Source organism: Bacillus massiliglaciei, from assembly GCF_900098925.1.
Lineage (GTDB): Bacteria > Bacillota > Bacilli > Bacillales > DSM-1321 > Peribacillus > Peribacillus massiliglaciei.
Window position 1 is genome coordinate 202,621 of sequence record NZ_LT622356.1, and the last position, 22,928, is coordinate 225,548.

Here is a 22,928-nt window from a genome sequence, read left to right on the forward strand (position 1 = left end):
TCTCCCTTCCGTCATTCCATTCCCCTTAGCCCCTCACTCTTTACCTGAAGCTAAAGAACATACCTATGAGTCTATAAACATATATGACTCTTTGTCTTGCTTAAACATGGACCCTTCATTTCCCTCACTCCAAAACCCAACGTGTTAAATTTTACCATAGAATGGTTTAAGAATCTCGGGCGTTTTTATTTTTTTACATTTTTTAATAATACAGGACATTTTTACAAGATTGGTTGTAATACGTTTGATAAAAATTGCCTGTTATCGCTGAACGGAACGCCAACGTATTCCATTCCTGAGAAGTAGGTGAATTCAAAAAAGACCCGTCCATTGGAAGAGTCTTTCAGGTTTTACTGCATAAACGGAGCGATAACAACCATAAGCACCGAACAGCAAAGGAGGCTGAAACTAACATATCTCGGCAGTTTCACCTTTCCTTCCCCTTTGTAAAAACCAGAAAACTGAAGCTTATTCCGATACAGGACGAAGAGCGAAAGAAGAACAGCGATCCCGATCAGCAGACCTCCATTCGTGTAATCCAGGTCCACTCCAAAGCTCGCATAAAATGCCTTTATCAATTCAGTAAGCAGCAGCCCTCCAATAAAAAGGATAGCCGCAATCCTCACTAATTCCAACATGACCCGCACTCACTTCACCCCCATTTAATCCGTCTTTCTCTATCCTTATTTTACCACAAATCAAAATGTCCGTTTCAGCTGACTAAAAAAGAGCTTCCCCATATTGGCAGGAGAAGCCCATTTTGTCGACAGCCCCATCATCTTTGTCATTATTTCTCGGGAAATAGCCGAAATCGAAAAAAGATGAAGACAGTGAGACAGGAAACGGACCTTGTCTGACACATATCGGGTTATCGTGTTGGATATTGAATAAATGAATGGTATGCAGCAAAACAGCACTCTTTGTTCACGAGATTCCCTGAGGTTTTCCGTATCACGGGGCGATATAAGAGGTTTTTTGATGTGGCATAATGAAACCAAAAGACCCTAAACAGGCCGCCTATTTGCGGAATAAAGAGAGCAGCCAGTCCCATTTCGAATCGCGTTTTTGGATGACCACTTCTAACTGCCGATTGAATTCACTTTGTGAATCCCACTCTTTTTTCTGTTCATCCCGTATACTTTGCAATTCTTGCTGCAGGAATTCGCTTCTTTCTCTTTCCTGCTCCAGCAGTGCTTCATACTGTTCCTTTTGCTGTTCGCTTAATTTTTCAATTTTCCCCGTCATTCTTTGCGAGGCATTGCCAATGCTCGAACTGATCACATGATGATCCTGCTGAAGCTGGGCCACCGTTGTTTTAAGCTGGGCCATATCGTTTGTCAGCTGGATATTCATTTCCCGTGCAGCTGCAAGCTCATTGACGACAAACAGTAAGACTTCTTTCAATTGTTCCGGGTCTTGCGGCAGATTGCTGTATGTATCGCCTGTCGCTATTTCCGTTCCATTCGATTCTTCTAATCTATCTTTCTGCTGGATGACCAAATCCTTTGCCGTATCATCCAAAGGCTTGTCTGTATCGCGCAGCGCTATAAGCGCTTGAATGTCCGCCTGGACAAAAATCCGCCGGTCTCCATCCTTTAAAAACTCGTAGCCATTGCGCTCTAAGATTTGTCCATACTTTCGGACCGTAGGAGTCGCAATTCCCAGTTCAGCGGCCACTTCCTTTGAAGAGAAAGCCCGTTCATTCGGCTGTATATCATGTCGCATATCGCACCTCCCCCTGTCCAATATGGCGGGTCTCTTGTTTTTTGGCAAGAGTCCTAACGCCCATGCTGATTCCAGCGGGCGTATCGCCGATATAGGATTCTATTTTTTTATATTACCATACTCATTCCTCTATTGGATGAAAAGTGCAAAGACTGAAAAGAAAATGTTACCTTCTTTTAATCCTTCGGCATTTTTTACAAAAATAAAAGAACCTGCTTTGAGTCGAGATGACTCAAAACAAGTTCTGCAATCTTCTTTTATTTATAATGGTGGCCATTTTCAAAATTACTACTCTGTCTCATACCACTCCATCTCTTCAAACATTTTTACAATCCGCGGTATAAAGCCCTCTTCAAACTCCACTGGATAGTGGACAATGGCATAATAATAGCGGCCGCTATGTTGAAAAATCGATACAGTACCTACAATAGTATGTTCATTGCTGTTTTCTTTGGCAATATCAAATTCAGACTCTGACCAGCTGAACCGATTCGGCCTATTGTCGGTCCGTTCTTCAATCTTAAAACCGTCACTTTTCACTGCCTCTTTTGCTAACTCTGTCTGTTCCTCTGCTGTCAAATTAGTTCCAGCACTTTTAGCAAATATCTGCACCCTGGCATCCTTATTTTTCTGCCCCGCAAAATTGGCATACACATTCATCGTGTTACCTTCCTCAGAACTCTCCTCTTCCACCAGCAGATCCTGAACGATGTAGGTTGAAAATCCCAATCTTGGACTGTCATGCAGTATAAATTGAAAAGATTCTTCAATGCCCTCAAGCTGAATCGTATCGGATTTCTCTTTTGGCCGATCTTTTGCCGGGTTTTCACTAGAATCTGTTTCAGTTGAATTTCCCTTAGAATTCGATGCTGCAGGCTCTTCCTTTTGATTAGGACTCGAAGACTCCGCTTCTCCGTCTTGATCTCCGCTGCAAGCTCCCAGTCCCATCACCAATAGAATAGAGGCTATGGATGCCCATGTGTTTTTCTTCATAGAAACCCTCCTTACTTATTTATTAGATGGTCTGGATCAAAAAAATAGTACACCTGCCCTAAACTTATCGAAAGAGCCTTTTTAGAAAGTAAAAAAAGCAAAATGCTGATCAGCATTTTGCTTTTAGTTTTTATTTAAACGTAACCAGCCAGTCAAGGGTTTGATCGCCAAAGTCCGTCATGGTATACACAATGTTTTGCTTTTGCCATTTGGCCAGGCTGCTGTCGCCTTCTGCATCCATATGCAGCTGTCCATACGGTTTAGGAATCGGCAGGGAATGCGTCTCCAGATAATCCACCGTTTCTTTTGCCGTTGCTGCACTTTCTTCGGATTTTTCTGTCGTTGAGCGTGCTACAAGCGCCCAGCGTCCTTCATTCCAGCTTGTGAATTGGGAGCCAGCTCCCGCATCCTGATATCCGGTTATGCCATGCCCTAAATCAACCTTTTCCCCTTGGGAGAACTTCGTTTGGTCGATTTGTTCACTTGCCATTTCTTCTGTTTCGTAATTAGTAACGGCTAATTGGCCAACATATTGCCCAGAATCTTTGATCGCCGAATCGTTGATTTCCAGTTTTTTATCTGTTTCATAAAAATCAAACGTGATCTCATCCTGCTCTTTTGAAGTGACAGCTGTTAAAAACTTCCCTTCCGACACCGGGAAATTGATTGGCAGGGTCACATTCCAGTCATTCGAAATCTCGCTGTTGAAATCCGATTCCTTTGTACTGTTTTCCCTTCCTTCCGCACTCGTTTCACTTGCTGCTTCCTTCTGGCCGGTATCCGTTTTCATTTCGTCCGCTGTCTGTTGAGATGGCTGGGTTTGTTCCGCTTCGTCATGATTTCCGCAGCCTGTCATCACCACTGCAGCAAACGTGAGCATCCATAACTTCCTCATCGCATTCCCTTCTTTCTTTTTTTCTCCGTGGCTGTTTATAAACCCCTTACTTATCACTACCCTGCCTGTTTATCCTAAAACTGGATATTCTGTAATTATCTCTTTCTCTTACATAGGATGATTGTGAACATCCATGACAGACCAGATCATTGAACAATCAAACAACAGCATCTTCTCCATAGTTAGAGACCTCTTTCCTTAGCTTTAGCTAAAGAAAAAGCAAAATGCCCGATCAGCATTTTGCTTTTATTGCTGCCTATTGATATTTGAACTAACTGGTTCTCAGCTTACTTATCTACTTTAACAGACCATTTGCCGTCAGCCGTAATAACTAAGCCATAAACACCATCTGTTGCTAATTGTTTTCTAGTGGAACCTTGGTAATTTCCTATTTCATTTACCATCAAATCAGAACCGTTTAATAAAACAGCAAAGTTACTGGAACCTGAATGACTAAAAGTAAACTTATGATTACCAGAGGCTGTGTTAAAGAAAACGACATCATCACCCGTACCGGTTATTGTAAGAGGAGCATCTTTCACTTCTGCAGGCGGTGATTGATAAATGTTAAAGTTCCATTTTCCATCTGCTGTAACATTCAAGTAATAATCTCCATCGGCAGGAATCTCAGCAAATGTCTTTCCTTTATAATTCCCAATCGTATTCACTAACAACTCCATATCATTTCCATTTTCATCTTGGAGTTTCACCGCAAAATTTGAACCCCCAGTATGAGCACCGTCAAAAATGGCAAAACCAGACTTTAATTTAACAGCATCTGTTGCAGTATCTCCTGACCCGCTAACAGGTATTTTCGAATCTTCATATTCTTTTTTCGCACGTTCTTTGGCTTCCGCTTTTGCCTTTGCCACTGCATCGCTTTCATACTTGTCTACTTCGTCCATTGTTTTAAACTCATTTACTTCGAATATCTTTTTCCCATCAGTATTAGCGACTAGAATTCCATCGGTCGCTTGCAGAACGTATCCTACATTTCCATCACCAATAGAAATACTTTTTGGATGTTCAACATTCAGTTCTTCCTTAGCTTTTTTGAAATCTGCATCTGATATGCCCTTTGTAATAGCTGCCTTAACTTCTGAAATGGTTGCAGCGGGTTTTGCTGCTTCCTTCTTTTCTTCTTTTGCCGGTTTTTCAGTAACTTCATCTTTAACATCATCTTCCGTATTTGCAGAAGGTGCATTAATCACACCAATTAAAAAGAGTACGAATAAGACAATCGCAATACCGAATCTCTTTTTAGCTTTTTTATTTCTTTTGATAAGAGCAATAATCCCCAAGACTATAAAAACGATAAAACCAATAAAGCCTACAATGGCTAAAAAATTGAACAAAACGATCTCTCCCTATACCAATATAATATATTAATCACTTTATCCTAACACGACTACTAGTTATAAAGCATTATAAAATCTCATAATGTTGTATATTTATAGATCGTTTTATTTCCTCTAAATACTTTTTTAATAAAATGAATTAATATCCTTCTCCATTGCTTCAAACCACATAAAAAACCTTCATTCAATGAAAAGCCATTCACTGAATGAAGGTTTAACCCGACTTCTTATTATGATGTACATCCTAGATAGGGCCATCATTCCCCGACAGTGTTTCCTGTGAATTCTGCACCATTTATCTCTTTCTTGTCTTATTCTGCGAAATTATTTCTCAGGAAATGTTGAATAGTGAAAGACGATGGCATCATTTAAAAAGTCGGCGCAGGTCCTTCGTCAATTTTCATCCGCAGCAGGCTATACGGTTTTTCCCGCAAGTCTTTGCCGTAATGAAACCTTGCCTGCCGGTGCAATTGGTTCACAATCATATATAAATAACAATCCGGGCCAATTGAAAAGGTATCGGGCCACAAAATCCGTGGATCGTGGGCAATCGTTTCAATTGTTCCATTCGGCCGGATTTTCCGAATGCTGTTATTCTCGTAATCTCCGGCATATACATTTCCAACTGCATCCGTGATCATCCCGTCAGATGCCCCTTTTTCTCCCCAATATTCCACCCGATACAATAAATCGCTGTCCGATATGGTCCGGTCTCTTAAGGCATCCGTTGAAATCGAGAACAGATGGCGGCTGCTGAGCGGACAAAAAAACAATTCCTTGCCATCGGGAGAAATGGCAATGCCGTCAGCCGCAAACCCTAATGGGGACACAGTGCCATCCTCGCTTCGATTCATCAAAATCTTTCCCTCCACCTTTGGCAGGAAATAGGGATCCGGTGAAGTCGGCTTAGCCCCATTCAGTCTCCTGAACGCCTCGCCAGTATCCAGGTTGACTGCGATAATCGCCCCCGGTCCCCTAGAAGAAGAATCCGTTATATAGGCATACCCCGCTTTCCCGGCCCGAAAATCAAAGCGGACATCATTCAAATACGTCGTCGGCAGGACCACATCCGCTGAAAATGGATAGACCCTTCTAATACGATTCGTTTTCAAATCAACAGCGACTAATTTCGCTCCCCCGATCACCGGCTCCGAAAAATTTGGTGCCGCCGTATCCAAGACCCAAAGCGTTCCCCGTCCATCCGCTACAACACTTTGGACACTGATAAACGTCTCCGCCGCATTCTGAAAGCTTGCTTGGTTCGTTTCTGCATTCGGATATGGCCGCAATTCATCCCCGGCGAGTTCCGCCACCGTGAATGTAACATCGTCTCCCCACTTCGGAAAACAAATGAAAATACGGCCCTTTTCCGAAACCGTAACTCCTGTAGGCATTGCCCCGTAAAAAGCATAAACTAGCTCCAGCTTCCCGAAATATGTTTCCAAAGGCAGTATAGGCTTCATGATATCCCCCTTATCCTGTTCACATCAGATATCACTCATATATGTGGAAGACTGGGTTCCCGTGCCTGGCTTTTCAGGCTTATTGAAATAAATGATGCAATAACCGCTCCCGATCCTCAAAAAATTGCTTCATGATTGCATAATGGTCCGTCCGTTCCAGCACTGTTTCTTCCATTCCTTCCTCACTGAGCTGAATCATTTTCGAATGTGGATAAGCCATCAGGATCGGTGAATGTGTGGAGATAATGAATTGGGAGCCTTCTTGGACCAGTTCATGAATGCGGGAAAGCATCGACAGCTGCCGTAAAGGAGACAATGCCGCTTCCGGCTCATCGAGAATATAAAGCCCATTCCCTGCAAATCGATGGATGAACGCCGCAAAAAAAGATTCACCATGCGACTGTTCATGCAAGGAAGTCCCGCCAAACGAATCGACAATTCTCCCTCCCAAAGACGGAGTCTGGTCCAATTCTTCAATATTGGTCGCTACATTGTAAAACGTCTCCGCCCGAAAGAAAAAATGATCCTTCGGCTTAATCGCCCCCTTCGAAACACGCAAATACTCATCCGAATTAGAATGGGAATCAAAACTGGAAAAATTAAAATTAAGCGTTCCGCCCTCTGGATTGAAGCCAAAGTTGATCGCAATCCCTTCCAGCAAAGTCGATTTCCCCATTCCATTCTCCCCGACAATATATGTCACATTCGGATGAAACACCAGCTCTTCAAAATGTCGGATTGCCGGAAGATTAAAAGGAAAAGACTCGTAGGAAGGTATATTCTCTGACTTCAGATTGAGTCTTTTCAGATACTGTGTGTCTTCGTTTAATTTCACCCTTTCAACATTCCCCTTTCCGCTTGGCTGTTCAATCCAGCCAATGTCTACCGTTATTCTTAAACATATTTGCCTATTAATCCTTTATTTCCTTCCATTTCATGCTCTTTTCCCAACTATCAATCTTCTGACAAGGCCTGTGAGAAAATTCTCAGGAAATGAGAAAAAGAACAGAAATTGAGAACGGGCCCTTAATTACTGTACTTTATTGTTCCAATTTTTTGAATATGCTATTAATTGTGTTGTAGATAGATTCAATAATCGAGGAGGAATACACATGAAGAAATTTTCCATTGTTATTGCAGGCGGAGGAAGTACTTTTACACCAGGAATTGTCTTAATGTTATTAGATAACCTGGATCAGCTGCCTATTCGCAAACTAAAGTTCTACGATAATGATCAGCAGCGTCAAGATTTAGTAGCCGGCGCTTGTGAAGTGATTGTCAGAGAAAAAGCCCCAGATATTGAATTTATCGCGACGACTGACCCGGAAGAAGCCTTCACAGATGTTGATTTTGTCATGGCCCATATCCGCGTTGGGAAATATGCAATGCGTGAATTAGATGAGAAAATTCCACTCAAACATGGCGTTGTCGGCCAGGAAACTTGCGGGCCGGGCGGAATCGCTTACGGCATGCGTTCCATCGGGGGCGTGCTTGAACTGATTGATTATATGGAGAAATATTCTCCGGACGCCTGGATGCTGAACTATTCCAATCCGGCAGCCATTGTAGCGGAGGCAACACGCAGACTGCGTGCGGAATCTAAGGTATTGAATATTTGTGATATGCCAATCGGAATTGAAGATTTAATGTCGAAGATCGTTGGCCTGTCATCCCGCAAAGAAATGGTTGCCCGTTATTATGGACTGAACCATTTCGGATGGTGGACAGATATCCGTGACAAAGATGGAAATGATTTGATGCCGAAGCTGAAAGAACATGTCAGCAAATTTGGCTATGTACCGAACGCAGGAAATAATGACCAGCACGGAGACGCAAGCTGGAGTGATACCTTTGCAAAAGCCAGGGATGTATATGCGGTTGATCCGACTACCCTGCCGAATACGTACCTTCAATACTACTTCTATCCAGATTACATTGTAGATCACTCCAATCCGAATTACACGCGGGCGAACCAAGTCATCGAAGGCCGTGAGAAATTCGTATTTGGCGAATGCAAAAAAATTATTGAACAGCAATCAACAGAAGGCAATGCACTTCATATTGATGACCATGCCTCCTACATTGTCGACCTTGCCAGAGCCATTGCCTATAACACGCACGAGAGAATGCTGTTAATTGTCGAGAACAATGGTGCCATTGAAAACTTCGACTCAACAGCTATGGTAGAAATCCCTTGTATCGTTGGCAGCAACGGACCTGAGCCTCTGTCGATCGGAAAAATCCCGCAATTCCAGAAAGGCTTAATGGAGCAGCAGGTATCCGTAGAGAAACTAGTGGTCGAAGCGTGGGAACAAAAGTCCTATCAAAAACTATGGCAAGCTTTAACTCTATCGAAAACCGTTCCAAGCGCGAAAGTAGCGAAGGAAATTTTAGATGATTTAATCGAAGCAAACAAAGACTACTGGCCAGCGCTTGATCAAGAAGAAGCTCTTGCTACTGTGTAAATAAAATAGATAACACAATCTGTCGAAACAAAAAGTACAACCCTATTAAATGAGTTGTGCCTTTTGTTTCCCCATCCCTATTCCTGTTCAAAATTCTAAAATTCCTATGGTAAGATAAAAAGAAACAGGAGTAGGTAGTAATCATGAAAATCGAAGAATTAATCAATAAACATTATCATCAGCTTCATGAAAATGACCTTCATATTTTAAAATATACGCTTAATAATAAAAGCACATGTTATCGTCTTGGAATCAACCAATTGGCAGATAAATGCAATGTTTCCCGTTCATCCATTCTTCGTTTAGCACAAAAACTGGGTTTCAGCGGGTACAGTGAGTTTCGTGTTTACTTGAAATGGCAGGATGAAGAAGATGTGCAGCAAGAAAAAAAAAGCAGTGTAGATCGTTTAAATGAAGATATACAAGAAACAATCAAATATGCAAAAACAAAAGATTTTAGTGAGATATGTGAGTTAATAGATCGTTCTGAGCGAATTTTCATTTACGGAACAGGCAGCTTGCAATTAAACTGTGCAGATGAATTGCAAAGAATGTTTCTCAGCATGCAGCGTCATTTATATGTTATAAGAGCACTGGCAGAATTCGAAATATTACTCAGAAGTTTAACCATCAAGGACCTTATCATCATCATTTCCTTTTCAGGAGATACACCGGTCATATTTCCAACTGTACAATCGCTGCAAACAAAAGGAATCCCCTTTGTTTCCATTACAAACCTGAAAAATAATCGATTAGCTACAATGACTCCTTACAATTTATATGCAAACAGCTCAGACATTCCAGTAAGTGACGGTATTACAAGCGTCTCTTCCTCTTCCTTCTTCTTTATTGCAGAGACACTGTTTCGGCACTATGTGGATTATCGGCATCAATTACAAGAATAAGCATGATAAGAATTAATCGTGAATTGGCGGACCTGTCTATTTTAAACATACAATTCTATAAAGAGAGCGGGCTGATTTTATGCTGCAAAACTTATTTCAAAAAAAGGCAAAAACGACAATAGAAGAAATCTATTCCCCCCTTTCCGGAGAAATTATTCCATTAGCAGAAGTTCCTGATCAGGTATTTGCCCAGAAAATGTTAGGTGATGGTGCAGCGATCATCCCAAGGGAAGGAAAGCTAGTTTCACCAGTAGATGGTGAAGTTATCCAGGTATTCCCTACTAAACACGCCATCGGTATTAAATCGACAAAAGGCTTAGAAATTCTTCTTCATATCGGATTAGATACTGTGGAACTTAAAGGGGAAGGATTTGAAGAACTTGTCAAAGAAGGACAAATGATACAAAAAGGCGATGCCTTATTAAACTTCGACATTGAATTTCTGGAAAGTAAAAACAAAGAAATTATTTCTCCCATTATTATTACCAATACCTTGGAAAAATTAAAAGGAATAGAGCAAATCTCTGCTGGAGAAGTGCTGGCACAGGAGCCTCTTCTAAAGTGCAGCATAAAGTAGTTCATTTTCCACACAAAAATATCCGAAAATTCGAACAAATATTTCCTATTAAAAAATTAAAGCGTTTACATCTAACTATATTGGGGGGGTTAAAATGAAAGATAAAGTGTTAAACAGCATGCAGATTTTTGCAAGGGCTATCGTTGCTCCAGTATTGTTTTTACCTATTGCAGGGATCATTTTAGCTCTTACGTCTATTCTCAGTAATCCAGTCATTGTAGGAGAAGGAAGTATTTTAATCCATGCAGGTGAATTTATCGCAAGCGGGCTTTGGCCAATCCTGATGAACTTAAGCATTATCTTCTGTATAGGAATCGCGCTCGGCATTGCGAAAGAAAAGAAAGCAGAAGCAGCACTTGTTGCCTTGTTTTCCTTTTTAGTTTTTTTGGGGGCAAACAATCAATGGCTTGCTTTAACCGGCAAACTCATCGCTTATAAAGACTCGTCTGATTTATATGGTACGGGTCAAACTGTCATCTTAGGTTTCCAAGTGGTTGATATGGGTGTTTTCTTAGGGATGATCCTTGGCGTAGTCGTTGCCCTTGTTCATAATAAATTCTGCAATAAGGAGCTGCCTGGGGCCATTGGTGTATATGGTAATACGAAACTCGTATTTATTATTTTACTGCCGATTTTACTGGTTTTAGCAATAGCATTCAGTTATTTTTGGCCGTTTGTAGCAGCCGGCATTTCCGCTTTGACAACTTTTATAAACGTATCAGGATCGATCGGAATCTTTTTATATGGATTTTTGAATCGATTCTTAATTCCAACAGGATTGCATCACTTAATATGGGCTCCCTTCTCCTATTCTAATATCGGAGGGGAACTGGCTGTCAACGGCAAAATGTATTCCGGAGCAGTCAATATCTTCTTGGCTCAAATAGCGGATCCATCTGTGAAGCTGTTTGATTCATCTACAAAGTATTTACAATATGGCATGGTCAAAATGTTTGGTCTTGCGGGCGCCGCTCTAGCCTTTTATAAAACAGCTAGACCAGAAAACAAGAAGAGATTAAAGGCCATTTTAATTCCGGCGTTAGCCACTTCCGTTTTAGCCGGGATTACAGAGCCTATAGAATTCACCTTTTTGTTTGTCTCTCCTCTTCTATGGCTTGTTCACTCTGTTATGGATGGTCTCTTTGAAGCTGTTACCGTATTACTCGGAGTTCGGACGTATGGAGCCGGAGGTCTGATAGAATTTCTATCCTTTAACCTGCCAGCCGGAATGGAAAGAACAAAATGGCCGCTCTATGTCCTGGTCGGGCTCGTCCAACTGGCGACATACTTTGTTGTTTTCAAATTTTTAATTCAAAAATTAAAACTGAAAACCCCTGGCCGAGAAGAAGATGAAGAAGTTAAATTATTCACGAAAAAAGATTACAAAGAAAAGGTGGCCGCTGGTTTAGGAGAAGTAGCGGCTATAGCAGACAAAGATTCAGACCTTGCTGCCGTCATCGTTCAAGGACTTGGCGGAAAGGAAAATATCGAAACGGTCGACAATTGTTTTTCCCGTTTGAGAGTCAAAGTGACAGACCCCAATATAGTTGATGAAATTACCTTAAAAGGTACAGGAGCTGCAGGTGTCATAAAAAATGGTGAAAATATTCAAGTCGTATACGGACCAAAAGTAAATGGAGTCAGGAATTCTGTCGAGAAATATCTTGCTAGTTAAATAGAGGATTATCATGAAAACATTACGTATATTTTACTCGAAAATTCCTATACAAAAATTTGCGCAAAGAAAAAGAACTGCTTCGGCAGCTCTTTTTTTCTTATTATCAACATTTTACTTTGATCACCCAATCTCCTTATTAAATAAAGATATGCCTTTTATATTTTCTATCCATCGCTTACTGGAAATTTTCTCTTTCTTAAAAAATAAGTCCCTGACAACTAAAGCTGCTATACACGAACCGTACAGTCCAAAAGACTCAATAGATAAGGGAGCCCATTCTTTTGAAAGCTGATCTTCGGGTATGAGCCAAAAGATTACGGTTGACAGCGTGGCTGTACCGTTGATCCCCATAAAGATGCTATAAGCGTATAGATTTTTTAACTGGGGCTTATACGGAAACATGATAGGCCCTCTCCTGCCTTCTCCATATAAGCTTCTGCTTTTCTTTCATTGTAAATTCGTCCGCCGCTATGGCTGCTGTGCCTTGATGACAAGGCCTCCCTGTTTTATTACACCAAGAAGGAAGCCCAATCTTCAAGATTTACTTCTCTAATTCAATAGACTACCGCACTATGTTTACCATTTATATTCAGAAGCATCAAACCGCCCTGTGATTCCTTCTATCATTCATACTTTTTTACAGGAATTTAACGCTATAATTAGCATTAATTGTATTATATTTATAGATTGGAGAGATAATCTATGGCTCAATGTACAAACTGTCATTACAAATGGAAAGTGAAAGAAATTTGGTCACTCGGATTTTCAAAAAAGGGGAAAAGCTGTCCGAACTGCGGGGTTACGCAATACATTTCTTCCGAATCGCAAAGAACTTTAACCATAGGCTATATCAGTCTTTTATTTATTGTCATTTTCCCTTTCATCATCAAGCTGAGCAATAAAGACGAACCATTACTGTAGATTACCTATGGCCGTTCCTTATAAGGCACTGTTTCATTTCGCGCCATATAAAAAAGCATTCCTGCTTATTGCAGAAACGCCTCCGTTTTATTGGCCGCTGGGTTAATTGGGTTCCACATGCACATGGACATCATAAACACCGTATTCGGTCATCAGCCGTTGTTCCACCTGGTTCGCAATATTGTGGGCTGCTGTTATATCCAACGTTGAATTGACGAGGATGACTACATCAATCACTTCATTATTTCCATAGTTCCTGCCCCTAACTTCCTTGATCCCTTTTACGCCATCTATTTTTGAAATTTCATCTGTATACTGCTGAATTTTATTTTCATCAAAGCCGTCTGATAGATCATGGGAAGCATCCCTGAAGATTTCCCAGGCAGTCTTGCAGATCAAGACCCCGACAATGAACGCCGTAACGGTATCCAGCCAAGGCATCCCCAGCTGAGAACCAAAGATTCCGATCGCCGTGCCTATACTCACCCACGCATCGGAAATATTATCTTTTGCGGCAGCCATCACAGACTTGCTATTAATTTTATTAGCTAAATTTTTATTATACCGGTAAACAAAGTACATCGCGGCGGCCGAAAAAATCCCTACATAGGCGGCCATAATATCAGGAGTCTCTTTCTCTCCACGAAACAAAGCAGTTGCTGCGTCCATCAATACCTGTACTCCTACCACCATCATAATAAAGGAAGCAACCATAGAGGCAATCGTTTCGCTTTTCCAATGGCCGTACCCATGGTCTTTATCAGGCGGTCTTTGAGACAGCCTTAAACCGATAAGTACTGAAATAGAAGCAATGATATCGGTGGTGTTATTTAATCCGTCCGCTTTTAGGGCAGCAGAATTACTTGTATATCCGACTATTAACTTTACTATTGAAAGGCATATGTAAGCTGAGATGCTTATCATAGCTCCGCGTTCTCCTAATTTGAGGTTTCTGTACTTTTGGTCCTCCACCTTGATCCATCCCCTCCAGAAAGTGCTTTGTTATAATAGCAGGAGAGAAGCGGGTGGGTCTATAGAAACCTTTTTGCGTGTTTTTATATAAGTAAGTACAAGTTAACTAAGTTGTACAAGGTGAAGTTTTCAAGGAAATATTGGATATAATAATTCTTCTCTTCTTGCTTTCCATAATGGAGGGAGAGGTCTTCAGGGATTGCCGAATGAGTCTCCCAGCTGCCTCTTTCTCCTATTGAATTCAGAATAGATCCAATGGTTTTTCCCAAAGATGAAGGATTCTTTCTCTTTGGTGAACCCCAGTTTCTCGGCCACACGGATGGATGGCAGATTTCCAGGGTCAATGATGCTGATCAGCTTATGTAAACCTAACTCCTCAAAGCCATATTTCCGGCAGGCCTTCGCCGCTTTTGTGGCCAATCCTTTGGACCAGTATGATTTATGAACATGGTAGCCAATTTCCGCTTCCTCTTTGCCATCCACTGTTTGTTTTACTAGCCCGCAGTCGCCTATTAATTCGTTCGTTTCTTTCAGGTATATGCCCCATAAGCCGTATCCATCCTTTTCATATCTTTCCTGGTTTCTTTTCACCCAGTTTCGCGTTTGTTCCAAGGTAAATGGCGCCGGGTAATATGCCATGGTTTCGACATCTGAAAAAATGGCGTGAAGCACAAGGATATCTTCTTCCCGAAACGGTCTGAGCGATAATCTTTCCGTTCTCAAAATCTGCATGATGGCGGGAATCCTTCCCTTTCTCTGTGCATAGAAAAACGAATACCAAACCCTGCACGAAGCAGGATCTGATATTCGTATGGCCCATCTTAGAAAGTGATTATTTTCTTAGCGTTTTTAACGCTCCGCTCCATGCAAGCACTTGGTCCAGCATGGCATTGACATTCGTAAAGTGCAATTCAGCCGGTTTGAATGTCGTGAAATTTTCAAAATCCGTAAATAGAGAAAGTGTTGGGTGAACGCGGACGTCGGCAATCAAGAGCTCACCCAGGATTCCGCGCAGATGTTCCGCCGCACGGGCGCCGCCGGTTGAACCATAGCTGACGATTCCCGCCGCTTTGTTATTCCAGGCTTCACGGGCTAAATCAATCGCATTTTTTAACGCCCCAGTGATACTGTGATTGTATTCCTGAACGATAAATACGAAGCCATCCAGGCTGTTCAATTTCTCATTCCAGGCAGCAATCCCTGGTTCCGTTCCATCCGTTGTTCCTAAGAACGGCAACTGATAGTCCGCTATATCCACAATTTCATAGTTGGCATCTCCGCGCTGGTCGGCAAGTTCCTTAATCCACTCTCCGACTTGCGGACTGACCCTTCCCTCTCTTGTACTGCCTAAAATAATTCCTACATTCAATTTTTCAGCCATTGCGCTCTTCCTCCCACTTTTCATTTATTTTTTCCAAATCGTTGCACCCATTCCCCTGTTCAAGAAATAACGGCTGCATGTTTGAGAAAAATTCCTCAACCTTTTTTATATTCTCCACAACCGCTTTGGAAGCCTTCTAAAAAGGAGACAGAAGGCAAAAAAACCAACCCCGTTTCTCGCAATGGGATTGGTTTGCACCTTATACCTCTAACACAGGAGCTTTTACCTGCAGCAGGTCATATAATTCATTCAGATGATGAATTTCATAGGTAGGGAGGATGTCCGTATCATTCTTCTCATTTTTCAAATTGGCCCAGCATGTATCAATCCGCGCTCTCATTCCGCCTGTAATGTCCGCGCTCAGCGAATCACCGACAATCAGCGTATGGTCGAGGTCAAAGCACTCAATCCGTTCAAAGGCATAATCAAAAAATTCCTTCATCGGCTTTTGATACTGCGCATCTTCAGATACAAATACATCTCTAAAATACGGATGTAAGCCCGAATCGTTCAGCCGCTTATATTGCGTGCGGGATTCCCCGTTTGTCACAATATATAAATCAAATTGCTTGGAAAGCTGTTTAATCAATTCCATAGCGCCTTCCATCAGCTGATGCCCTTCCGCTAAATAGCTGCGGTAGCTCGTTTGCAAAGCGGCTCCGTCTGCCTGAATGCCATATTGATCAAACAGCAGGGAAAAGCGGGTGTTCACGACTTCATCCCGACCGATTTTTCCATCCTCAAATGCTTTCCATAACCGGCGGTTGATCGTGTTATATTGCTCTTTCATTTCCGGTGTAAAAGCTAATTCCCGGTCTTTGAATAACTGGATCAATGCGCCATGTTCCGCGGCCCCAAAATCCAATAACGTATCATCCACATCAAATAGTAATGTTCGATATTGTTTCACCATAACGCCTCCACATTCTTCGCTGCAATCAGATGCTGTCTCCCTTGCATTATAACACTCTTTTTATGCATTCGAAGACTGCGCCCCGGAGTAAGACTCCCCTAAAGCTGCTTCCAGCTTCAGTTTTTTCCGGTAGACAATTCTTGAAAGCGTGACACTCACTTCATACAGCACAAGCAGCGGCACGATGACCAAAATGTCAGAAATCAGGTCCGGCGGAGTGATCAGGACAGAGAGGACAATCAGACCAAAATAAGAAAACTTCCGCGCCTTGGCCAGCCTGTTCGGATTCAAAATTCCCAGTCTTGTTAGAAACATGACGACAAGCGGCATTTCAAACAGAAAGCCAAACGGCAGGGTCAGGTTGATCATGAAGCGGAAATATTTTTCCGCGGTGAACATCGCTTCAAACTGTCCGTCGGAAAGGCTGGTCAAAAATCCGAGCACCATCGGAAACAGGACGAAATAGCCGAAAGAAATCCCGGCAATAAACAGCAGGAAGAGTCCCGGGATAAAGCGTAAAGTGACCTTGCTTTCCTCCGGTTTCAGCGCAGGCGCCACGAAACGCCATGTCTGATAAGCGGCGATTGGAATCGTGGCCGCAATCGCACATACGGCGGCAATCACCATGTATACCCACAGAATGTCGCCCGGCCCAAGGATGGCCAATTTGCCGTCCAAATCGGCGACAAGCCACTGATACAAATCCTGGACAAATATAAAACTGATGATCAGGAAAGCCGCAAACGAAAGCAGCGTCATGATAATCCGCCGGCGAAGCTCCTCCAGATGGTCCGCCACATGCAGCTCCTTCTTTTCCATTCCTAAAGCCTCCTTTTGATAAAGAGAGAGCAGACGGCTGCGCCTGCTCTCCTCTGCTTATTGTTCTTTTTTCACAGCCGTCAGTGCTGGCTTTTTTGCCTCTTCTGCGCTGTCATCGCCCACTAATTCCTTTGCGCCGTTTTTAAATTCATGCAATGTCCGGCCGAATGCCCGGCCGATTTCCGGCAGCTTGGAAGGCCCGAAAATAATCAGGGCGATTACAAGCACGATAATGAGTCCTGGAATCCCAATATTCGAAAGCATGCTGGTTCATCTCCTTTTTAATTTGTAACGGCATGGCGTTTGCGTTTTTTCTCCACTTGCTTCTTATGGGCGCGGTCATGGGCGCGATGGCGGTCATCCTCCACCTCATTGGACTTTTGGATCCCCATCGGTACGGAGGATGCCTCGACCTCCACAATCCCTTGCCGGTCTTTTTTATATACGAAGGAAGCCCTTGTCGAAATGTCGGCTCCGGTCTTGCTGACGAATGGAACGACCCGGTAATCAGCACGCCATTGGTCCGGCGTCACCTGGCAGCGGACGTAGCCGCGGTAATTATTGAAAAATTGGATGTGCGGGTTGTCAGCCAGCGTTTTTTCCGTATCAGCACGCACATCTGAGCCGTCCCCTCCGGATGTAATCGAAGTGCCGACGAATTCCGCTCCGAATATCGGTGCATCCGGATTGCTGTAATCCGTCGTCAGGTTGGAAGCCCAGCTCGCATGGACATCACCGGTCAGCACAATCATGTTGTCAATATTTTTAGCGGCTGCAAAATCAGTGATATGCTGGCGCGCAGCCGGATAGCCGTCCCACGAATCCATGCTGTATTTCGGTGCAGCGGCCGTTCCTGTTTTCCGCTCGGCAAAGAAAATCTGCTGGGCCAGGACATTCCAGTGAGATGTCGAGCGATCCAAGCGATCAAGCAGCCATTTTTCCTGGTCGGCCCCAAGCAGTGTCCGATTTGGATCCAGCGATTCTGCTGTATGGGCTTTCGTGCCGTCGCCATTGGCCTGATCATCCCGGTACTGGCGCGTATCCAATACAAAGAAGTCAGCCAAATTCCCATAACTGAAATCACGGTATAACTGCATGCCTCCATCCTTAGGCAGCATAGATTTGCGGAGCGGCATATGCTCATAGTACACCTGGTAGGCTGCGGCCCGGCGCTTGATGAACTCCTCCACCGATTGGTCTTTCTCCGGATAAATGCTCGCATAATTATTTTCCACTTCATGGTCATCCCATGTAACCACCCATGGGAATGCAGCGTGGGCCGCCCGCAAATGTTCATCGGAACGGTACTGGGCATAGCGGTTGCGGTAATCCTCCACCGTCATGATTTCATCGCCGGAATGGGCACGGACATTGCCGGTTTCCGCTACATATTCATTTGTCCCGTATTCATATATGTAATCTCCGAGATGGATCACTAAATCAAGATCCTCTTTCGCCATATGCTTGTACGCTGTATAAAAGCCGTGCTCAAACTGCTGGCAGGAAGCAAACGCAAACGTCAGGCTCCTGACACTGGCACCAGGCTTCGGAAGCGTTTTGGTCCTGCCGATCGGGCTGCGCTCCTTTCCGCATTTGAACCGGTAATAATACACCGAATCCGCCTTCAGGCCTTTCACTTCCACATGGACAGAATGCCCCAGCGCCGGTGAAGCGTGCTCCGTCCCCCGCTTGATCACATGGCGGAAGTGCTCATCTGTCGCAAGCTCCCATTGAACCGGAATAATACGGGATGGCATTCCCCCGCCATTCAGCGGATCCACCGCCAGCCTTGTCCAAAGAACCACACTGTCAGAAAGCGGATCACCTGACGCAATACCAAGCGTAAACGGATATTCCTTGAAAGACGGTGCAGCCTCTACCTCAAACCCGCCCAGCGAATTCGCAATCACAAGACCCAAAGACAAGCCGGCAATCTTTCCCGCCCCCTGCAGGAAACGGCGGCGGTCCACATTCTTCTTCATATTCTCCTCCGTATACTTCCTCACCAAATCATCAAGCGGTCTCTCATTCATCATCTTTTTCTTCTCCCCTTTAGAATTGAATTTCCTGCCCACGCCGTCGATTATAGGGGAAATTTGTTAATTGGCTGTATGGATTTGTAAATAGAGGGAGAGATACAGAGCCAAGTTTCTGATACTTGCAGGGCCTATCAGGGGATATTTTTCATTAAAAAAAGAACCGCTACGTGCTGCTCAACAGAATATTTTCCTGATTTCAGGCGGTTCCTTTCACCTATTTTTATTCACGATATCTTCAATCGAAATTTACAAAGTTTGGGGTTTGCGGGGGATATAAAAAAATCCACTCCAAAATAGAGCAGATTTTTTCGCCTAATCAGCCGAAATTAATACCCGTCAGATAACCTATAGGAAAAGGGTAAATGGAATACTCCCCTAAATTCTATCTAAATTATGAGGGCGCATCGGAAGTGTAAGTTTCTCCTTATCGATAATCGTTTCAAAATAACCTGGGCATTCAAAAATTTGGCCTTTAGTATTTAAAAACCACTCATTACCATTAACATCTGTAAATAGAGCAGAAACTACAGGATATTTAGACATACCGTTCTGATATAATTCTCCAAATTCTATTTTATAATCCCCAGAAGGTATAGTAGGAACCCATTTAACATTATTACATTCCCATGGGAACTCAAGTAAGTCATCAAAAATTGGCCCTATATTATTTTGGGTTATGATTATAACAACATTTGATATAGCTGAATGTGAATTATTAGAAATAAACACATCGTATTCCCTATTTCGAAAATTAACACGTTCACATTGGTATCGAAGCTGGGCCATCGCTTCTTTTTCTTGTTTTTCTCTGGATAATGCATAATTGCTGCGGGCCATTTTATAGTTAGAAAACGCTATTATCACATTGGTAACCGTAGCTAAAAGTGTTATAGCTGTCGTCATGGCAGGTAAAGAAATATTCATTTATCTGACCTCCAATCTATCATTTATGGATTGGCAGCCTATTAACATCCGCTAGCCAAACCCTTCAATATTCCTTAACCAACTCATCCCCCGCATAATATAAAACTATTTAATGACTGTTCATCCCCATTTGACGCATTCATGATTTCATAGCAGCTGGCAGCCAAGGTTTGAATCGTGGGCGGAACGTTAACAAACTCGCTGCGAATACTATTGGCATAGCTCTTTTCCCACTGTGCATCCTGTAAATACGAAGCATCCACTCCCTCTTCTTTCATGATTTGAAAGCCTGCTTGTTTCAGCATGTCCCGAATTTGTTTTTTATGAAACACATTTTGTATATTCCCATCATTTTTCACAAAATTTGAATACAAGGCAAGAATCGTCGCTGCACAAAAATGGGCACGCTGAGATTGATCACTGAATTCAAGATCCCACTCGGCAAAGCCTATGCATTTGGTGATCTTCCGCAACTTTTTAAAATAACGGGACAGCACTTCAGGACTTTTAAAATACCAGGAACAATGAGATAAAATAGCGATATCAAATGACTCGCTAGAATGATAGGATTCAAAATCCATGTCAAAATGAAAGGTGATCCGCTCTCCCAATGCCGAACCCTTGATTCGGTCCGCCGCCTGTCCCAATGTCAGCGGGGCTCCGTACTCCCGGCTTGCCATATCCATCGCAATCACGTGACCGCTATCCCCTACGGCATCGGCTAAAGCAACCGTTGTGTCCCATGCCCGCAGCCAATCTCCAGGACTCTCATCCCTTTTTTCACTCTAAATGCTTCCGTTAGAGCTAACCGGTGCTGCAGCTGAACCTGCTGCACGTCATCCGTTTCGAAAAGCTTATATCTTGATAAAAACGCTGAAGTTTTACTGTTTAAGACAACCAATGTTTGGGTCTCACCTCCAGAATATAATCTTTTTATATTTCTTTACTCAAAAACGATTTTCCTTCAATAAAAAAACGGCATCTAATGAAATTCACGAACCTGTTAATCAAATCGAGTAGGAGGGGGTGATTAACCCACGACCTCTCACACCACCGTACGTACCGTTCGGTATACGGCGGTTCCATTAAGTTTGACGCAGAAATTCATATCGATTATATAAACTTTTCAACCCTCGGTGACTCCAATACAAGTTATTGAGGGTTTTGTGTAAGATTGGACTACAGGCTATTCTCCAATATTTCTTTCTGGAGTTTCCCCATTCATATGCCTTTTGGTCAGGGACACCTAGACCTTTGAGTTTTCTTACTCTTGTCCTCGGTTTCTTCCATTGTTTCCATTCAAGCATACGGAGTCTCCGTCTAATCCACTCATCAAATTCTTTAAATTTACTTGGTGTATCAGCCAATGCAAAATATCCACACCATCCCGTTAGATATTGATTTAGTTTCTCGATTCTAACTTCCATAGGAATTTGTTTAGAACGGGAGGTTAACTCCCGTATTTTAGCCTTAAGCCTTTTAATACTTTCATTGGCTATTCGAACCTTCGGTTTCTTATTGACCGTAAAGCTAAAGCCAAGAAACTTTCGTTTCCACGGGCGATCAACTGCTGACTTTTCTCTATTTACTTTGAGCTTTAATTTCTGCTCAATAAAGCATGTAATTGAGTTCATCACTCGTTCTCCAGCTTTCTTCGATTTCATGTAAATATTACAATCATCGGCGTAGCGGACAAACTTGTGACCTCTCCTTTCTAACTCTTTATCAAGTTTATCCAAAAGGATATTCGAAAGAAGGGGGCTCAGTGGACCTCCTTGTGGTGTTCCTTCTTCTGCATCATAGACTACACCATTCATCATAATTCCTGCTTGGAGATACTTCCGTATAAGTTTCAAGACCAGCCGGTCTTGGATTCTACTTGCTAATATCCCCATTAACTTATCATGATTGACTCTATCAAAGAATTTCTCCAAGTCCATGTCAATCACCCATCTATAACCTTCACTTATATATTCCCTTGCTTTACGAACCGCATCATGACCTCTTCTATTTGGTCTAAACCCATAACTATATTCTGAGAAGGTTGGGTCAAGAAGTGGGGTTAGAACTTGGGCGATAGCCTGTTGAATGAACCGGTCTGTCACGGTAGGTATTCCTAGTAATCTTACTCCACCGTTCGGTTTCGGGATTTCGACTCGACGGACTGGGTTAGGTTGATAGGTACCTTCCCTTAATGAATCACAAAGAGTTTCCCAGTTCTCATAGAGATGTCTTCGTAGGGATTTTACGGACATTCCATCTATGCCGTGACTCCCTTTGTTCTTCTCCACACGTTTAAGTGCTTCTATTAAGTTTTCCCGTGACAGAATCAGATCCATTAACATGTGATATTTCCTTTCGACGTGAACGTAGAAATCTAATTATGTTATTCCTGCTCCACCCTCATGAAGTCCCCTGTGGAATTCACCACTTCCTCCTTCAAGTAAGTCCTTTCGGATTGTCTGCTTCTATACAGGAATTATATGCCTAGTTCTCGTTCTTCCTAATAGTTCAGTCCTTCCCATTCCATCTCGAGTTGGAATGGTACTATGACCTCGGCTGACTTCTGATTGTTCAGCTGTCCATCGCTGGATAGGTTACCAAGGGAACTTGGCGTTCCAATCAGACCTCCCCGGGTAAGAGTACAGTCTTTCCCTCCATCTATCTGCTTCATTTACTCTGTACCACCTTCGGCAGTAAGGACTTCGTTTTGTTGTGCAAACTCATCCAATGGTACCTAGCCTTATATGAAGTTCGTGTTCCTCAGACCGGAGGTTTGCCGCTCGCTTCCTTCAGATTCTGCGTCACCACAGACACCCTTGCGTTAAGCTAACCATTACTACTGCCTTCATGGTTCGGGACTCTCACCCTATAGACTGCACCCATGCCGGGCGCACACA

The 22,928-nt window shown here is 42.9% G+C and carries 24 protein-coding genes; 6 read left to right on the forward strand and 18 right to left on the reverse strand.

Annotation, left to right across the window (positions count from 1 at the left end; genetic code table 11):
* Positions 1–350: 350 nt before the first annotated feature.
* The 7 genes from BQ4305_RS05225 to BQ4305_RS05260 all read right to left on the reverse strand — a co-directional run bounded on the left by BQ4305_RS05225 (position 351) and on the right by BQ4305_RS05260 (position 7,269).
* Entirely contained in the window at positions 351–638 is a 288-nt protein-coding gene (locus BQ4305_RS05225) for a hypothetical protein (protein WP_110926884.1), read from the reverse strand.
* Between the two features lie 379 nt (positions 639–1,017).
* Positions 1,018–1,725, reverse strand: coding sequence for a hypothetical protein (locus tag BQ4305_RS05235; protein ID WP_110926785.1), 708 nt, complete (start codon positions 1,723–1,725; stop codon positions 1,018–1,020).
* A gap of 288 nt (positions 1,726–2,013) precedes the next feature.
* The gene (locus BQ4305_RS05240; protein ID WP_110926786.1) at positions 2,014–2,718 is read right to left on the reverse strand and encodes a hypothetical protein; all 705 of its coding nucleotides are present in this window, start codon (positions 2,716–2,718) and stop codon (positions 2,014–2,016) included.
* A 130-nt stretch (positions 2,719–2,848) separates the two neighbouring features.
* Complete coding sequence (locus BQ4305_RS05245; protein ID WP_199880571.1) at positions 2,849–3,613, reverse strand: hypothetical protein; 765 nt, start codon at positions 3,611–3,613, stop codon at positions 2,849–2,851.
* Between the two features lie 287 nt (positions 3,614–3,900).
* Positions 3,901–4,968: a SirB2 family protein gene (locus BQ4305_RS05250; protein ID WP_110926788.1), complete on the reverse strand. Its 1,068-nt coding sequence runs from the start codon at positions 4,966–4,968 to the stop codon at positions 3,901–3,903.
* Positions 4,969–5,339: 371 nt separating this feature from the next.
* Entirely contained in the window at positions 5,340–6,434 is a 1,095-nt protein-coding gene (locus BQ4305_RS05255; RefSeq protein WP_110926789.1) for an L-dopachrome tautomerase-related protein, read from the reverse strand.
* 79 nt (positions 6,435–6,513) lie between these two features.
* Positions 6,514–7,269 carry an AAA family ATPase gene (locus BQ4305_RS05260; RefSeq protein WP_110926790.1) on the reverse strand — a complete coding sequence of 252 codons (756 nt, stop codon included), beginning with the start codon at positions 7,267–7,269 and terminating at the stop codon, positions 6,514–6,516.
* Positions 7,270–7,546: 277 nt separating this feature from the next.
* On the opposite strand from BQ4305_RS05260, the gene BQ4305_RS05265 reads away from it, so the two are divergent.
* From BQ4305_RS05265 to BQ4305_RS05290, 6 genes are all read left to right on the forward strand, one after another.
* Positions 7,547–8,899: a 6-phospho-alpha-glucosidase gene (locus tag BQ4305_RS05265; protein WP_110926791.1), complete on the forward strand. Its 1,353-nt coding sequence runs from the start codon at positions 7,547–7,549 to the stop codon at positions 8,897–8,899.
* Positions 8,900–9,042: 143 nt separating this feature from the next.
* Positions 9,043–9,804, forward strand: coding sequence for a MurR/RpiR family transcriptional regulator (locus BQ4305_RS05270; RefSeq protein WP_110926792.1), 762 nt, complete (start codon positions 9,043–9,045; stop codon positions 9,802–9,804).
* Between the two features lie 79 nt (positions 9,805–9,883).
* A complete protein-coding gene (locus tag BQ4305_RS05275; RefSeq protein WP_110926793.1) occupies positions 9,884–10,381 on the forward strand; it encodes a PTS sugar transporter subunit IIA in 498 nt (165 codons plus the stop codon).
* Positions 10,382–10,475: 94 nt separating this feature from the next.
* A complete protein-coding gene (locus tag BQ4305_RS05280) occupies positions 10,476–12,056 on the forward strand; it encodes a PTS transporter subunit EIIC (protein ID WP_110926794.1) in 1,581 nt (526 codons plus the stop codon).
* A 13-nt stretch (positions 12,057–12,069) separates the two neighbouring features.
* Positions 12,070–12,351 carry a hypothetical protein gene (locus tag BQ4305_RS21320; protein WP_199880572.1) on the forward strand — a complete coding sequence of 94 codons (282 nt, stop codon included), beginning with the start codon at positions 12,070–12,072 and terminating at the stop codon, positions 12,349–12,351.
* Between the two features lie 410 nt (positions 12,352–12,761).
* The gene (locus BQ4305_RS05290; RefSeq protein ID WP_110926796.1) at positions 12,762–12,980 is read left to right on the forward strand and encodes a hypothetical protein; all 219 of its coding nucleotides are present in this window, start codon (positions 12,762–12,764) and stop codon (positions 12,978–12,980) included.
* A gap of 102 nt (positions 12,981–13,082) precedes the next feature.
* On the opposite strand, the gene BQ4305_RS05295 is transcribed toward BQ4305_RS05290, so the two are convergent.
* The 11 genes from BQ4305_RS05295 to BQ4305_RS21325 form a co-directional block, all read right to left on the reverse strand.
* A complete protein-coding gene (locus BQ4305_RS05295) occupies positions 13,083–13,952 on the reverse strand; it encodes a cation diffusion facilitator family transporter (protein WP_110926797.1) in 870 nt (289 codons plus the stop codon).
* A 192-nt stretch (positions 13,953–14,144) separates the two neighbouring features.
* A complete protein-coding gene (locus BQ4305_RS05300; RefSeq protein ID WP_110926798.1) occupies positions 14,145–14,684 on the reverse strand; it encodes a GNAT family N-acetyltransferase in 540 nt (179 codons plus the stop codon).
* A gap of 100 nt (positions 14,685–14,784) precedes the next feature.
* Entirely contained in the window at positions 14,785–15,333 is a 549-nt protein-coding gene (locus tag BQ4305_RS05305; protein WP_110926799.1) for an NADPH-dependent FMN reductase, read from the reverse strand.
* Between the two features lie 199 nt (positions 15,334–15,532).
* Entirely contained in the window at positions 15,533–16,243 is a 711-nt protein-coding gene (locus BQ4305_RS05310; RefSeq protein ID WP_110926885.1) for a YjjG family noncanonical pyrimidine nucleotidase, read from the reverse strand.
* Positions 16,244–16,306: 63 nt separating this feature from the next.
* On the reverse strand, positions 16,307–17,065 hold the full coding sequence (tatC, locus tag BQ4305_RS05315; protein ID WP_110926800.1) for a twin-arginine translocase subunit TatC: 759 nt from the start codon (positions 17,063–17,065) through the stop codon (positions 16,307–16,309).
* 57 nt (positions 17,066–17,122) lie between these two features.
* Positions 17,123–17,329: a twin-arginine translocase TatA/TatE family subunit gene (locus BQ4305_RS05320; protein ID WP_110926801.1), complete on the reverse strand. Its 207-nt coding sequence runs from the start codon at positions 17,327–17,329 to the stop codon at positions 17,123–17,125.
* A 17-nt stretch (positions 17,330–17,346) separates the two neighbouring features.
* Positions 17,347–19,101: an alkaline phosphatase D family protein gene (locus BQ4305_RS05325; RefSeq protein ID WP_110926802.1), complete on the reverse strand. Its 1,755-nt coding sequence runs from the start codon at positions 19,099–19,101 to the stop codon at positions 17,347–17,349.
* 378 nt (positions 19,102–19,479) lie between these two features.
* Positions 19,480–20,028 (reverse strand): hypothetical protein, encoded by a 549-nt coding sequence (locus BQ4305_RS05330; protein WP_110926803.1) that lies wholly within the window; start codon positions 20,026–20,028, stop codon positions 19,480–19,482.
* Between the two features lie 83 nt (positions 20,029–20,111).
* Entirely contained in the window at positions 20,112–20,723 is a 612-nt protein-coding gene (locus BQ4305_RS05335; protein WP_234396878.1) for a class I SAM-dependent methyltransferase, read from the reverse strand.
* Positions 20,724–21,113: 390 nt separating this feature from the next.
* On the reverse strand, positions 21,114–22,373 hold the full coding sequence (gene ltrA / locus BQ4305_RS05340) for a group II intron reverse transcriptase/maturase (RefSeq protein ID WP_110926804.1): 1,260 nt from the start codon (positions 22,371–22,373) through the stop codon (positions 21,114–21,116).
* 158 nt (positions 22,374–22,531) lie between these two features.
* A complete protein-coding gene (locus tag BQ4305_RS21325; RefSeq protein WP_199880500.1) occupies positions 22,532–22,702 on the reverse strand; it encodes a hypothetical protein in 171 nt (56 codons plus the stop codon).
* Positions 22,703–22,928 lie beyond the last annotated feature (226 nt).